Origin of the sequence: uncultured Lutibacter sp. (assembly GCF_947493565.1) — a bacterium.
In the GTDB taxonomy this organism is placed as follows: domain Bacteria; phylum Bacteroidota; class Bacteroidia; order Flavobacteriales; family Flavobacteriaceae; genus Lutibacter; species Lutibacter aestuarii.
Map to the genome: position 1 here is coordinate 37008 of NZ_CANLRG010000004.1, position 15068 is coordinate 52075.

Annotated in this window: 13 protein-coding genes; 6 read left to right on the forward strand and 7 right to left on the reverse strand. The window is 29.8% G+C overall.

Annotated elements, in window-relative coordinates; genetic code table 11:
- Positions 1–63 precede the first annotated feature (63 nt).
- The 3 genes from Q0714_RS05775 to Q0714_RS05785 are packed head-to-tail and all read left to right on the forward strand — an operon-like array spanning position 64 to position 3599.
- Positions 64–549, forward strand: coding sequence for an acetyl-CoA carboxylase biotin carboxyl carrier protein subunit (locus Q0714_RS05775; RefSeq protein ID WP_298263444.1), 486 nt, complete (start codon positions 64–66; stop codon positions 547–549).
- A 40-nt stretch (positions 550–589) separates the two neighbouring features.
- Entirely contained in the window at positions 590–2035 is a 1446-nt protein-coding gene (locus Q0714_RS05780) for an acetyl/propionyl/methylcrotonyl-CoA carboxylase subunit alpha (RefSeq protein ID WP_298263445.1), read from the forward strand.
- 10 nt (positions 2036–2045) lie between these two features.
- Positions 2046–3599, forward strand: coding sequence for an acyl-CoA carboxylase subunit beta (locus tag Q0714_RS05785; RefSeq protein ID WP_298263446.1), 1554 nt, complete (start codon positions 2046–2048; stop codon positions 3597–3599).
- Between the two features lie 147 nt (positions 3600–3746).
- Here Q0714_RS05785 and Q0714_RS05790 read toward each other — a convergent pair whose 3' ends face one another.
- The 3 genes from Q0714_RS05790 to tpiA form a co-directional block, all read right to left on the reverse strand.
- A complete protein-coding gene (locus Q0714_RS05790; protein ID WP_298263447.1) occupies positions 3747–4022 on the reverse strand; it encodes an ATP-dependent Clp protease adaptor ClpS in 276 nt (91 codons plus the stop codon).
- Between the two features lie 17 nt (positions 4023–4039).
- The gene (gene prmA, locus Q0714_RS05795) at positions 4040–4873 is read right to left on the reverse strand and encodes a 50S ribosomal protein L11 methyltransferase (RefSeq protein ID WP_298263782.1); all 834 of its coding nucleotides are present in this window, start codon (positions 4871–4873) and stop codon (positions 4040–4042) included.
- A gap of 86 nt (positions 4874–4959) precedes the next feature.
- On the reverse strand, positions 4960–5718 hold the full coding sequence (gene tpiA, locus Q0714_RS05800; RefSeq protein WP_298263449.1) for a triose-phosphate isomerase: 759 nt from the start codon (positions 5716–5718) through the stop codon (positions 4960–4962).
- Positions 5719–5913: 195 nt separating this feature from the next.
- On the opposite strand from tpiA, the gene pyrF reads away from it, so the two are divergent.
- On the forward strand, positions 5914–6741 hold the full coding sequence (gene pyrF / locus Q0714_RS05805) for an orotidine-5'-phosphate decarboxylase (RefSeq protein WP_298263450.1): 828 nt from the start codon (positions 5914–5916) through the stop codon (positions 6739–6741).
- Between the two features lie 227 nt (positions 6742–6968).
- Here the strand turns inward: pyrF and Q0714_RS05810 are convergent, their stop codons facing one another.
- Genes Q0714_RS05810 through Q0714_RS05825 form a run of 4 tightly spaced genes read right to left on the reverse strand, consistent with a single transcriptional unit; the run spans position 6969 to position 12763 of the window.
- Positions 6969–7472 carry a lipid-binding protein gene (locus Q0714_RS05810; RefSeq protein WP_298263452.1) on the reverse strand — a complete coding sequence of 168 codons (504 nt, stop codon included), beginning with the start codon at positions 7470–7472 and terminating at the stop codon, positions 6969–6971.
- Between the two features lie 15 nt (positions 7473–7487).
- Positions 7488–8096 (reverse strand): immunoglobulin-like domain-containing protein, encoded by a 609-nt coding sequence (locus tag Q0714_RS05815; RefSeq protein ID WP_298263453.1) that lies wholly within the window; start codon positions 8094–8096, stop codon positions 7488–7490.
- A gap of 27 nt (positions 8097–8123) precedes the next feature.
- On the reverse strand, positions 8124–9581 hold the full coding sequence (locus Q0714_RS05820; RefSeq protein WP_298263455.1) for a SusD/RagB family nutrient-binding outer membrane lipoprotein: 1458 nt from the start codon (positions 9579–9581) through the stop codon (positions 8124–8126).
- 20 nt (positions 9582–9601) lie between these two features.
- Positions 9602–12763: a SusC/RagA family TonB-linked outer membrane protein gene (locus Q0714_RS05825; RefSeq protein WP_298263457.1), complete on the reverse strand. Its 3162-nt coding sequence runs from the start codon at positions 12761–12763 to the stop codon at positions 9602–9604.
- Positions 12764–13161: 398 nt separating this feature from the next.
- Between Q0714_RS05825 and Q0714_RS05830 the strand changes: the two genes are divergently transcribed.
- On the forward strand, positions 13162–13935 hold the full coding sequence (locus Q0714_RS05830) for a LytTR family DNA-binding domain-containing protein (RefSeq protein WP_298263458.1): 774 nt from the start codon (positions 13162–13164) through the stop codon (positions 13933–13935).
- Positions 13936–13938: 3 nt separating this feature from the next.
- Complete coding sequence (locus tag Q0714_RS05835) at positions 13939–15015, forward strand: sensor histidine kinase (RefSeq protein ID WP_298263460.1); 1077 nt, start codon at positions 13939–13941, stop codon at positions 15013–15015.
- The last annotated feature ends 53 nt before the right edge of the window (positions 15016–15068 follow it).

The window sequence follows — 15068 nt, forward strand, 5'->3', positions numbered from 1 at the left end:
TTTCATAATAAATTATTTAATAACTTTATATGATTCAATACATTTCAACTAATTTTAACCGTTATGGAAAAAAAATTTAAAGTGAAAGTTGATGAATCTTACCTCTACGAATTTAAAGATTCGGACGCAAAAAGTTTAGACCTTTTAAAATTATCTAAATCCAAATTTCATTTAATAAATAATAACAAATCATTTGATATAGAATTAGAGCAATCTCATTTTTATCAAAAACAATATGTTATTAAAGTAAATAAACATAGTTACAAAATTAAAATCTCTGATCAACTAGACTCCTTAATCAATAAAATGGGATTTTCAGTTGGAGCCGCAAAAAAAGAAAATAATATTAAAGCTCCAATGCCAGGAATGATTTTAAGTATAAATGTTAAAGAAGGTCAAAAAGTTAAAGAAGGGGAAACTTTAATGATTTTAGAAGCTATGAAAATGGAAAACACCATTGGTGCTCCAAAAGATGGAACTATAAAAGCCATCAACACCAAAAGTGGTAACACCGTTGAAAAAGGTGAATTAATGATAGAGATGGCTTAATTCTACAGTAACTTTAGTAAAGAACTTAAAAAATGTTCAAATGAAAAAAATACTTATTGCAAATAGAGGAGAAATAGCCATTAGAGTAATGAAAACAGCAAAAAAGATGGGAATTAAAACAGTTGCTGTATATTCTGAAGTTGATAGAAATGCTCCTCATGTAAGATTTGCAGATGAATCTGTTTGCATTGGAGAAGCACCATCTAATAAATCATATCTTTTAGGAGGGAAAATTATTGAAGAAGCAAAAAAACTAAATGTAGATGGTATACATCCTGGCTACGGTTTTTTAAGTGAAAATGCCAGTTTTGCTGAAGAAGTTGAAAAAAGTGGGCTTATATTTATTGGCCCTAAATCTAAGTCTATTCAAATGATGGGAGATAAATTAGCAGCTAAAGAAGCTGTAAAAAATTACAATATCCCTATGGTCCCTGGAATAGATAAAGCAGTAACCGATCCTATTGAAGCATCAAAAATTGCTCGTCAAATTGGTTTTCCTATTTTAATTAAAGCTGCTGCTGGAGGTGGTGGTAAAGGCATGCGTATTGTTGAAAAAGAAGCCGCTATTGAAGAACAAATGGCTAGAGCCATTAGCGAGGCTACTTCAGCTTTTGGAAATGGAGCCGTTTTTATTGAAAAATACATTACCTCTCCACGCCATATTGAAATTCAAGTTTTAGCCGATAGTCATGGAACTATTCTTCATTTTTTTGAAAGAGAGTGTAGTATCCAGCGTCGTCATCAAAAAGTGATTGAAGAAGCTCCTTCATCAATTTTATCTCCTGAATTAAGAGAAGAAATGGGCAAAGCAGCTATATTGGTTGCAAAATCTTGCGATTATTTAGGAGCAGGAACTGTTGAATTTTTAATAGACAAAGAACTAAAATTCTATTTTTTAGAAATGAATACTCGCCTACAAGTTGAACACCCTGTAACCGAACTAATTTCTGGAGTAGATTTAGTAGAACAACAAATAAGAATTGCTTGTGGTGAAGCCTTGCAAATCAAACAAAAAGACCTTAAAATTAATGGCCATGCCTTAGAGTTAAGGGTTTATGCTGAAGATCCATTAAATAATTTTTTACCTAGCGTTGGAAACTTAAGCACCTATAAAATTCCTGTTGGAAAAGGGATAAGAGTTGATGATGGCTTTGAGGAAGGAATGGATATTCCAATTTATTATGATCCTATGCTTTCCAAACTAATTACCTATGGAAAAACACGTATAGAAGCTATCCAAATAATGATTGAAGCTATAAATGATTATAAAATATCGGGAGCTATGACAACTTTACCTTTTGGAAAATTTGTTTGCGAACATGAAGCCTTTAGAACTGGAAATTTTGATACTCATTTTGTAAAAAATTATTATTCTGCAGAAAAACTAAAACATGAAATTGAAGAAGAAGCCAAATTAGCAGCTTTAATTGGACTAAACATTTATTTAGAAGAACAAAAGCAATTAAAAATACCAAATACAAACTAAGCAAAAAACTATGGAAACTCAAAAAGAAACTAAAATTGAAAAATTAGATAAAAGAGTTGCTTTAGCGCACTTAGGAGGTGGTGAAGAAAGAATAAAAAAACAACATTCTAAGAAAAAATTAACTGCAAGAGAGCGCATTAACTACCTACTAGACGAAGGTTCTTTTGAAGAAATGGGTGTATTAGTTACACATAGAACAACCGATTTTGGAATGGAAAATCAAATTTATTTTGGTGATGGTGTTGTAACTGGTTATGGAACCATTGACGGAAGGTTGGTATATGTTTTTGCTCAAGATTTTACAGTTTTTGGAGGCGCTTTATCTGAAACACATGCTGAAAAAATTTGTAAAATTATGGATCAAGCGGTTAAAGTTGGCGCACCTTGTATAGGTTTAAATGATTCTGGTGGAGCAAGAATTCAAGAAGGAGTTCGTTCATTAGGTGGATATGCAGATATTTTTTATAGAAATGTACAATCTTCTGGAGTAATTCCACAAATTTCAGCCATTATGGGACCGTGTGCAGGAGGAGCTGTTTATTCACCAGCTATGACAGATTTTACACTAATGGTACAAGACACTAGCTATATGTTTGTAACTGGCCCAAACGTAGTTAAAACCGTAACAAATGAAGAAGTAACTTCAGAAGAGTTAGGAGGTGCTAGCACGCATGCCACAAAATCTGGCGTTACACACATTACTTCAGCAAATGACATTCAGTGCTTAGAAGATATTAAAACCTTAATAAGTTATATCCCTCAAAACAATAAATCATCCACAAAAAAATTACCCTATGAATTGGGAGATGAATTACGTTTAAATTTAGAAAATTTAGTACCTGAAAACACCAATAAACCTTATGATATGCATGATGTTATTAAAGGCATTATTGATGATGATTCTTTTTTTGAAATTCAAAAAGATTTTGCTGAAAATATTATTGTAGGTTTTGCAAGAATTGCAGGAAGAAGTATTGGAATTGTAGCTAACCAGCCTATGTTTTTAGCTGGTTGTTTAGATGTAAATAGCTCTATAAAAGGCGCTAGATTTACACGTTTTTGTGATTGTTTTAATATTCCATTATTGGTTTTAGTTGATGTTCCTGGTTTTTTACCTGGAACGGATCAAGAATGGAATGGCATCATTAAAAATGGAGCTAAATTATTATATGCATTAAGTGAAGCTACTGTTCCAAGAGTTACATTAATCACTAGAAAAGCTTATGGAGGAGCATATGATGTAATGAACTCTAAACACATTGGAGCAGATATGAATTTTGCTTGGCCAACTGCTGAAATTGCTGTTATGGGTGCCAAAGGTGCTGCTGAAATAATTTTTAAGAATGAAATAAAAGCTGCATCAAACCCAGAAGCTAAGTGGAAAGAAAAAGAAGCTGAATATGCTTATAAATTTGCAGATCCATATAGAGCGGCAAGAAGAGGATTTATCGATGAAGTCATTTATCCTAAAAACACGCGCCGAAAATTAATAAAAGCTTTCCAAATGCTTGAAGGAAAAGAGGTTGTTAGGCCAAAAAGAAAACATGGAAACATACCTTTATAAAAAAATAAAATTTTGTAAGGTTAATTAAAAAGATACGTCAAAAGTTAAAAGAGTTACACATTTTTTTAAAAATTCATTTTGATATTTAATGTTCTTTTGGTTAGTAACTCTTTGGAAAAAGTCTATAGTTTAAACTATAGACTTTTTTTATATGATTTCTGCAGATAACCCCTTTGTTAAAAGCCTAGTACAACGAGGTTTTAAATCGTTATATTCTCCTGTTTTAACTGTGCATTTACCCTTATAATGAACTAGTAATGCACATTGTTCTGCTTGTTCTAATGTATGATCACAAATTTCAATCAACGAATCTATTACGTGATCAAAAGTATTTACATCATCATTAAACAATACTATTTCGTTTTGATTTATTTCTTTTTCACAAACATCAATATCTTCTTGTATTTTTCTTTTTGTACTCATAGTGCTAAAATAAAAAATTATTTTAAATATTTCAAAGCCACCCAGTTATTACGCTCAATTACAGTGTCTAGCTTTAACTGATACTTGGAAACTTCAGCATCAATAATTGGAATATCTTCTTTATAAAAACCACTAAATAAAATGATTCCATCTTTATTTAAACAATTCATATAGGCTTGCATGTCATTTAACAAAATATTTCTATTAATATTTGCTATAATTACATCGTATTTTTTGTTGATCAACAACGTTGCATCTCCTTCAAAAACGGTAATATGTTTACAATTGTTTCTCTGAACATTCTCTAAGGAATTTTCATAACACCAAGTGTCAATATCAATGGCATCAATTGGTTTTGCTCCTTTCATTTCAGTAAAAATTGCTAGTATTCCAGTTCCACAACCCATATCCAGTACTTTTTTATTTGCTAAATCTAAACTTAACAAATGTTGAATCATCATATGTGTTGTTTCATGGTGACCCGTACCAAAGCTCATTTTGGGTTCAATAACAATATCAAATTCTAAGTTTGGATTCTCGTGAAATGGTGCTCTAACACTCACTTTTCCATCAACTTGTATTGGGTTAAAATTCTTTTCCCATTCACTATTCCAATTTATTTGCTCAATTACCTCTTCTTTAATAGTAAAATTAAATTCTTCTGAGTTTAAAATTTGAATCGTGTTTAAAATCTGTTCATTCCAATCGTTTTCTTGAATATAAGCCGTTACACCATCTTCATTCTCAACAAAACTTTCAAAACCTGCAAAACCTAATTGAGCTATTAAAATTTCTGTAGCTGGCTCTTTAGGCGCAACTGTAAACGTGTAACCGATATATTTAATCATTATTTTCTTATTTTAAAAATGCAAAAATACGGTTTCCTTTCCTAATGAAAGAAAACCGTATTAATATTTATACTAAATTTAAGTTTTACTTAAAATGAATTTACCAATGCTAAAAAATCATCTGCATTTAAAGCTGCACCTCCAATAAGTCCTCCATCCACATCTGGATTCGAAAAAATTTCTTTGGCATTTGCAGGTTTCACGCTTCCGCCATATAAAATTGAAACATTTTCTGCAATCTCATTATTGTATTTATCAGTAATAATTTTTCTAATAAAAGCGTGCATTTCTTGTGCTTGTTCAGGTGAAGCTGTTTCTCCAGTTCCAATAGCCCAAACTGGTTCGTAAGCTAAAATTATATGTTTCCAAGCCGAAGCATCTAAATGAAATAATGCATTTTTAATTTGACTTTCAACAACCTCAAAGTGTTTTCCTGATTTTCTATCTTCTAAAACCTCTCCAAAGCAAAAAATAACTTCCATTTTATTTTCTAAAGCAGTATTTACCTTTTCAGCTAAAATAGCATCTGTTTCACCAAAATATTCTCTACGTTCAGAATGTCCTAAAATTACAGTTGTTACATCTACAGATTTTAACATCTCTGCAGAAACTTCTCCAGTATAGGCTCCACTTTTAGCTTGATGCATGTTTTGTGCAGCAACCTCTACTTTAGTTCCTTTTGCCTTACTTGCCACTTTTTGTAAGCTAACAAATGTAGGTGCTACAATAACTCTTGTATTTTTTAAAGTTGTTTTTTTAACTTTTTTTATAATCTTTTTAACCAACGATTTAGAAGCATCTAAATCATTATTCATTTTCCAGTTACCTGCTACTATTTGTTTTCTCATTTTATTATTTTTTACTTTTTACCGTTCTAATTAATCATACAAATTTACAATTTATAGCTTATAAATATATTTAAAAATAGGGATGTTTACGCAATCGTTTTCGATTGATAATCAAACCAAAACACTAATTAAAACTCATTTTTGAACATCAAAAAGTTAAAATTAGTACTTTTGCATAATTCTTTATTAAAACCTATGAACAAACTAGAACTTATTTCACAAATACAGCAAAAAAAATCTTTTTTATGTATTGGTTTAGATGTGGATTTGGCAAAAATTCCAACGCACCTTCTTTCTGAAAGCGATCCTATTTTTGAATTTAATAAACAAATTATTGACGCTACTCATCATTTAGCGGTAGCTTATAAACCCAACACTGCATTTTATGAAGCTTATGGTATTAAAGGCTGGGTAGCGTTAGAAAAAACCATTAATTATATTAATGAAAAATATCCCGAAATTTTTACCATTGCCGATGCTAAACGTGGTGACATTGGAAATACCTCAACGATGTATGCTAAAGCTTTTTTTGAAGATTTAAATTTTGATTCAGTTACAGTAGCTCCGTATATGGGTAGCGATTCTGTAGAACCTTTTTTAGCTTTTAACAATAAGCACACCATACTTTTGGCATTAACGTCAAATAAAGGTGGTTTAGATTTTCAAGGACTTAAAACAGATAATAGCGAATTATATAAAGAAGTTTTAAAAACTGCATTAACTTGGAAAAATTCTGAAAACTTAATGTTTGTTGTTGGAGCAACCAAAGCTGAGTACTTTAAAGATATTAGACAGATAGTACCTAATCATTTTTTATTAGTTCCAGGTGTAGGTGCTCAAGGTGGAAATTTACAAGATGTTTGTAAATATGGCTTAAATAATAATTGTGGGTTATTGATCAATTCTTCGAGAGGAATTATTTATGCTGGAAATGACAAAGGTTTTGCATTAAAAGCTAAAGATGAAGCTTTTAAACTTCAACAAGAAATGGAGCAAATTCTACACAAAAAAAGCCAAGGTTAATGACTCCTTGGCTTATATAATTCAAACAATTACGTTGTTGTTTTTCAGTTTTGTAAATTAATTCAAACAATTATACATCTGAAAACAAAGTTTTGTAATTTGTAAACTAAAATACTTGGAAAAAAGAGTGACTCTTATAAAATTGATATGAATTACTTAAATTTTGAAGTAAACTATCTAGTTTCAAAAAAAAAGAGGTTGTTTAAACAACCTCTTTTTTAAATAAATTAGTAATGTGGATTCTCATCTTCTAAGAATCCTGTTCTCTTATGTCCTTTAAAGATAAATGTGGTACCAGGATACCAATCAAACTCAGCTTCAAAATAAATTTCATCAACAGTTCTACCTGTTGTTGTTGTAAATGAATCTTTAGTTATACTTCCATTAGTTAATAGTATTTCACCATCATAGTATAATTCTACATTATCCTTACCTGTAAAAGTTAAGCTTGAAACATTAACATCAATTTTTGTTCTAAATTCAAAATAATTTTGATGATCATCAATTATCATTGTTGAACCATCATCTTCTACTGAATTTGAAGTGGTTACTAATACATAATCTCCTCCAAAAGCTGGAGTTACTCCATCTGGTTCAAGAGCAATTACCCACCAATCACTTGCCATAGCTGAAACTGATGACTTTTCTACAGTAAAATCTTCATATTCTTCATTAGGAGAACAGGCAGTTACCAACAGCAAACCTAATATTAATAATTTTATATATTTCATTGTTAAATTTTTATATTATTTATATTCAAATGTATAACCAAACCCTTGAGGGTGAATTAAAGTTGTAAATATTTTAGTTACTGGATCGTAAGTTAAATCAACTGATTCAGCTCCAAAAACATAGTTTTGAGGAATTTCAGATATCATGTCTCCATCCATTTGAAAATATACAGGGAATGTTCCTCCAAATCCAAAATCTGATGCGTAAAATATACTTGTTGTTCCTTGAACTAAGGTAATAACACCATCTCTAGTTGGTCTATTAACGTCTTGTATTTCTCCAGAAACATCGGTTCCAACAATTGTAGGATCATGAACTACAATTGTTTGTGTAGCACTTCCCTCATATCCGTCAGAATTAGTTGCTGAAAATGTATAATTATAAACACCAACAGTATTTGTATCAGCAACTCCATCAATAACAACATCAATTTCAGTATCACCTTCAAAAGCTTTCGCTGTTGGAGTATATGAAGTGCCTATTGTAACTATTACTAACTCATCATATTCAAATGTTGGAAAACTAGTAATTGTTGATTTTATAGGATCTTCCTCAGTACAAGAAGCTATCAATAAGACAAGCAAGACTGAAAATAGTTTTAATATTTTATTTTTATATTTCATTGTATTCTTATTTAATTTTAAACTCTATTATTTTTGATCCCACCAAATCTTCTCTGTAATAGAACCTTTTTGGGTAATATTTGGATTTTTAGTCACCTCAGTATCAGGATAAAAAATAGTATTAGGTGTTTGATTTCCTGTTAAAACTGAACTAACTGAGACTACAAAATTTCCTTCAACATAATTTTCACTACCTATTGTTACTGTTTCTGGATAATGAGTTCTATTTGACTCGAAAAAGCCTTCAATATTATTAACATAAGCTAATGACACCCATTTTTGTATCATTACTTGTCTAAGAGCTTCTTCAATATCTGTCGAAGGAATGTATTCATAAATTCCACCTGTTCCAATTAATGCTTGTGCATCAGAAGCACTTAAACCATAAGTGATAAATGAATTTTCAACACCTTCATTATATAGTTGTGCTGCATTAACACCTCCAGCATATCTAATAGCCGCTTCTGCTTGTAAAAATTTACTTTCAGCTACTGTCATTAAATAAACTGGGGTTTCAGAAGTTACATTTGGTCTTGAGAAATTTGCAGCTACTTCCGAAGCAAAACTTCCTCTATCACCTTGGTCTAAACCTCTAAATATATTTGCATCATTCCTTCTAAAAACAACATTAAGTCTAGGATCCGCATTTTCTGATAAAAATTCTAATAATGAAGAACTAGCTACATTATTTACATCACCTAATCTATCCAATTGCACATCATAAAAAGGATTTGCTTTATTTTGAGCATCTTCATATAAGTCAAATTTAGCATCCGATGTAATAAAATTACCCTCATTAATAAGAGCCATAACTTGACCAGCATTAGCCATGTTTGTATATGACATTCTTATATAAAGTTTTAATTTTAAAGTGTTTGCAAACTTTATCCAATCACTCATATTTGCTCCATAAATTGCATCTTGAGTTCCAACTGTTGATTGAACTGGATTGGATGTGTAATTTGAAACTGCCTCGTTTAATTCAGAAATCAGTCCGGTATAAATATCGCTACCACTATCTATATTAGGAGTAATATTATCTTCTCCTTGAAGCGCTTCAGAATAAGGTATATCACCATATAAATCGGTTAATACTTGAAAAGTATAAACTCTAAGAAGTGTAGCTATTAATAAAGTTCCAGTATCACCATCTTCTGTTGACTTTTCAATAACATAATTTAAATCATTTAAACAACCTGCATATAACTCATTCCACAATCTGTTTGAATAATCCGTATTCATATTGTAAGTATCAATATTTGTATATTGACTTGCACTTGGAGATTGGGTATGATATTGAGCTAAAAATCCACCTAAATTTGTTAATTGTCCTCCTAATCCCGTCACTAAAGAACCTTGTGCTGCTGTTAGCACCAAACTTTTATTAACGTCTGTAGGTGTGTTAGGATCAGTGTTGATATCTAATTCTTTTTCGCAAGCAGTAAGCAAAGCAAAAAGAACAAATATTCCTATAATTTTTTTCATTGTATTCATTATTTTCATTATTAAAATTTAGCTTTAAGAGTTAAACCAACACTTCTTGTTGTAGGGTTGGCACTAAATTCACCAAACTGACTACCAAGATCAGTCCCAAATGTAGACACCTCTGGATCAATATACTGGTTTGACTCAGGTGTAAATAGCAGTAGGTTTCTACCCACTAAGGTTAGAGATAAATTATCAAACGGTGTTTTATCTAAAAATTCATTTGAAAAATTATAACTAAATGTAACTTCTCTTAACTTTACAAAAGATTTACTAAACACGTTATCTCTATCAGTTGCTGATGCTCTGTAATAATCATCCCAATGCTCAGTATCAATTGCAGTTGTATTTGAAACATAGGAAATATTACCATTTCCATCATCAACTTGTTGAACTGAGCCTGGAATTATATAAGGCCTTCTATCATTAATTGTTGTAGTAATTGAATTACCAGTAAACCTAGTAATTTCTGCTGTTCTACCATACATCAATCCTCCTTGTCTGGTATCAACCGTAAATCCAAAAGAGAAATTTTTATAAGAAAATTGATTTGTTAAACCTAAAGTATAGTCATATTGAGTATCTCCATAAATTTCTTTTGTTGGAGAAGCAATAGGAATCCCATTATTATCAACAACTATATTACCATCTGGGTCTCTTAATGGTACAGTCCCTTCAATTAAAGCTAATGGATAACCTTCTTTAGCAACCAAGCCAATAGTGCTTAATCCTCCTAAAGCTAATTGTTCAATTCTATCATCTAATTTTTGTAAAATGGCATCATTTGTTGAAAAATTAATCGCCGTATCCCAACTAAAACCTTCGCTATTTTTAAATATGCTAACTTTTAATAATGCTTCAATACCTTTATTTGATATAGTACCAATATTTGCTGTTTGATTTGTATATCCAGATGTTGCAGCTAAAGGCAGTGATAAAATTTGATTTTCAACTTTAGCATCGTAATACGTAAAATCTAAATTTACTCTGTTTTTCAAGAAAGATAGTTCAGTACCTATTTCAAATTCTTTTCTTCTTTCTGGTTTTAAATTTGGATTTGCTGCTCTGTTACCAACTTCCCATGCGTTTAAACCTCCTACTGGAAAATTAAGATTTCTAAAACCTTGATTATCTGTTGATCCTAGCACAAATACAGGTAATATTTGATAAGGAGCTGTATCTACACCTGTTTCTCCATAACCAACTCTTAATTTAGCATAATTAACTACATTTTTAATATTAGGAAAAGTATTAGTAATTAACCAAGATGCATTTGCACCTCCATAAAGAACCGATCTATTTTCTTCTGGAAGAGTTGAATACCAATCATTTCTAACATTGGTTGTTAAATATAACATATCATTATATGAAAACGTAGTTGAATTTAATATACCAAAAAGTCTTCTCTTTGTTCTTGTAGAAGCAGTTGTTGCTGGGTCAGAAGAGTTAGATAGTGAATAAAAATTAGGGATATCTTGTGATGTAACTGAAGCGGATAATGATGATGTGGTTCTTTCATTATAATTAGCTCCAAAAGTAGATTCTATTTTAAACTCCTCATTTACATCAAATTTTAAATCAAAAATTAAATCGTGATTTAATTGTTTAATAAAATTATCTACTTCACCATATGAACCGGGTTGCTCTGTACTAGATCCATCATTTGGACTTCCAGGATCTGCATCTATAATTGCTGTCCAAACTCTAGTATTATCACTGGATTGATCTACCCCTAACCTATAAGAAACATTTGCCCAATCATTAAGTTCAGCACTTACGTTGAATGATCCATACAATCTTTCTTTTTTAAATTTTGCTCCATCTTCATTTAAAGAAAAATATGGATTTGTAATGCCAAACGCTGTGTAATAATTGGAAACATTATTAAATGGATCATTTTTATAATCTTTAAATTCAGTAATGTCTAAATCAGTAGGTATCTGCATTAAGTTATTATATACAGTTGTACCTTGACCAGCTGCTACCCCTGAACCCCGAACATTTACATAATTTAAATTTCCTCCAAACGATAGAAAATCCATTTTAGAATTAAATGATAGTGCCAATGTATTACGTTCATTTGAATCTGCCTTAGTTGGATAAATACCATCTGCACTAGTATTATTATAGGAAATTCTACCTGTAGTTGTATCAGAACCTCCTGAAATGGCTAAGCTAGTTATATAGTTTGTTCCAACATCAAAAAAGTTTCTTAATTGGTCTTTTTGAAAAGAATACGGTTTTACTTTTTGAGAATTGTTAACTACATTTCCCCAAAGTAAATTTTCTCCAGTAAAACGAGGTCCCCAAGAACCATTTTCTCCTAAATAATGTTGACCATCCCATCCTTGACCAAATTCACTTTGATATTTTGGAGTTCTAAGTACGTCACTAAACATTGCACTGGTAGAAAAATCTACTGTTAATTTTGATTTAGATCCTTTTTTAGTTGTAATTAAAACAACCCCATTCGCCGCTCTTGATCCATATAAGGCTGTACTAGAAGCACCTTTAAGAATGGAAATAGATTCAATATCTTCTGGGTTAATTTCACCAGACCCCCTACCAAAATCATACGCTCCATTTAAACTATTCGAAAAAGTTGAAGCATTATTAACTGGTACTCCATCTACTACGTATAAAGGTTGATTACTACCACCTATGGTACTAAAACCTCTAATAATAACACCTGAAGACGCTCCAGGATCTGTCGATGCACTTGAAATAACAACTCCTGCAACTTTACCTTTAATAGCATCTGCTAAATTTGTTTGAGAACTTTTATTTAATTCCTCATAACCTACAATTGTTGTAGCAGAACCAATAGACCCTTTCTCTCTTTTGATTCCTAAAGCAGTTACTACTACTTCTTCTAACTGTTCGGCACTTTCTTTTAAAGTAACGTTTAAAATATTAGAGTCACCAACAGTTTTTTCAACAGTTTGCATTCCAATAAAACTAAATACTAAGATATCTCCCGTATTAGCAGAAATAGAATATTTACCATCAAAATCTGTTAAAACACCTTTTGTTGTATTTTTAATAAATACATTGACCCCAGGTAATGGGCCATCTTGTTCAGATACTACTGTACCTGTTACCATTTTCTCTTGTGCATACATGCTAAAGCATGTACCAACAATAAACATAAGAGAAATTAGAATTTTGTAACTTCGATTCATGAATTTCATTTTAAATTAATATTGAGCTAAATATATTGAGGTATAAAAAAGTTTATAGCAGCTGTGAAGTGAGTGCTTACAATTTTGAATTGAACTACAAGTATTTGTTAAATGAAATTAGCTAATCTTATTTTAAGTATTTTACAACCGCTTAGCTACATTTTTTTTGTGTATAATTTAACACACTCTAGGTATTATTGCATTAATCAACGATTTCATTTGATTAAAAATTAATTAAAAAAGATTTGAAAACACTTATTTTTGATTTGAAATCAATTATAAATGATTTAAATTATTGGTTTTTAGGTTTAAATTAACATTTGCCAAATCAATTACTATTTAGAAAACATTTAATTTGTAATTAAAATCAAAAAAATTATCCGAATTTAAAAATTAAAATGGTTATTAAAACATTAATTATTGACGATGAAGCTTTAGCTAGATTACGTTTAAAAAATTTATTAAAAGAAGTCAACAAAATTGAAATTTTAGGCGAATGTTCGAATGGAAAAGATGCTATAAATAAAATTGATGAACTTCAACCCAATTTAATTTTTTTGGATATCCAAATGACGGATATGACAGGTTTTGATATTCTTGAAAAAATCTCTATGGATCCTAAACCTATCGTAATATTTGTCACAGCTTATAATGAACATGCGCTTAAGGCTTTTGATTACTTTGCATTCGATTACTTACTAAAACCTTATAAAGACGATCGTTTTTTTAAATCTGTAAATAATATTTTAAAATATATTGATAATAAAGATTATAAGCCTTTTGAAGATAAGCTTGAAAATTTAGTTAAATATATTAAAACTAGTGAAACTAGTACAAAAAATTATTCTGAAAAATTACCTATCAAATTAGGAAATAAAGTTTTTTTCATAAAGTCAAATGAAATTAAATATATTATAGCTTCTGGGTATTATGCAGAAATTTTTAACAATGAAAAAAAATATTTACTTAGAGAATCTCTTAGTAATTTAATAGAAACATTGAACCCTCAACAGTTTATTAGAATTCATCGTTCAACTATCATTAATTTAAATGAAGTTGCTGAATTAATCCATTCTAACTATGGTGAAATTGATGTTAAAATGACTGATTCAAAATTGTTTAGAATAAGTAAAAGTTATAAAAAAGATTTTTTAACAAAAATGGGGCTTTAAAAAATGAGAAAATATATAGACACGAAACTACTTAAAATTTTAATCCTTTTTTATACGGCTACTTCTTTAATCTCTTTATTCAAAATCTATTACTTAAAAACTAATAGTTTTGGATATGAATTTTCTACTTGGAAAGAAATTTTATTAGAAAGTATTTTATTAGATTGGGTGATCGTACTACTCTTTATGTCAATAATTGCTATGACAACCAAACTAATGATTTTAAAAAAATATAAGTGGAAATATATTGTTGCAATTCACTCATTTTTTTCACTATTTATAGGTTTTGTCATTTATTTTTCATCTTCTTTAATATTTTTTGTTACTGGTCAAATTGAGTTATCAGAAATTAATGTTGATAACTATTTAGCTGGTATCGTATCTGTTATCGACTTAAATTTTCTTATTTATTTTTCAATGATAAGTATTGTTTATTCCTACTATTATTTTCAACAAACTGAAAGAAGTAAATTAGAAAAAGCACAACTTAGCAACCAACTAACAAATGCCAAATTAAATATTTTAAAATACAAGCTACACCCCCATTTCTTATTTAATACGCTTAATAGTATTTCTTCATTAATAGAAACCAACACTAAACTAGCTCAAGATACTGTTGCTGATTTTGGAGATTTATTAAGAGATTTACTTGACTTGAAAGATACTAGCCTAATTCCATTAGAAGAAGAATTAAAAATAAGCAAACGATATTTAGATATTATGGCTTTAAGATTTTCAGACAATTTAAAAATAACTGTACAAATTAATACTAAAATACAAAACACCTTAGTACCAAGTTTAATTTTATTACCTATAATTGAAAACTCAATAAAACATGGATATTCTTATAACACAGAATCACTAACAATTAATATATCCATTAAAAAAAGAAAAAGCAATATTGTATTGAGTATTGAAAATGATGGAGCTCCCTTAAAAAATGTTGTATATGGTAACGGAATAAAAAATACCATTGATCGACTAAAAATTATTTATGGTGATAAGTACAAATTTTCGATGAAAAATAATAAAAACTTAAAAGGTATTACAACTTCAATAATTTTTCCTGACAATAATTAATTGATTTAAGAATAATTAACAACTTTTATCGTTTGTCTGTTAAAGTCAAGTTA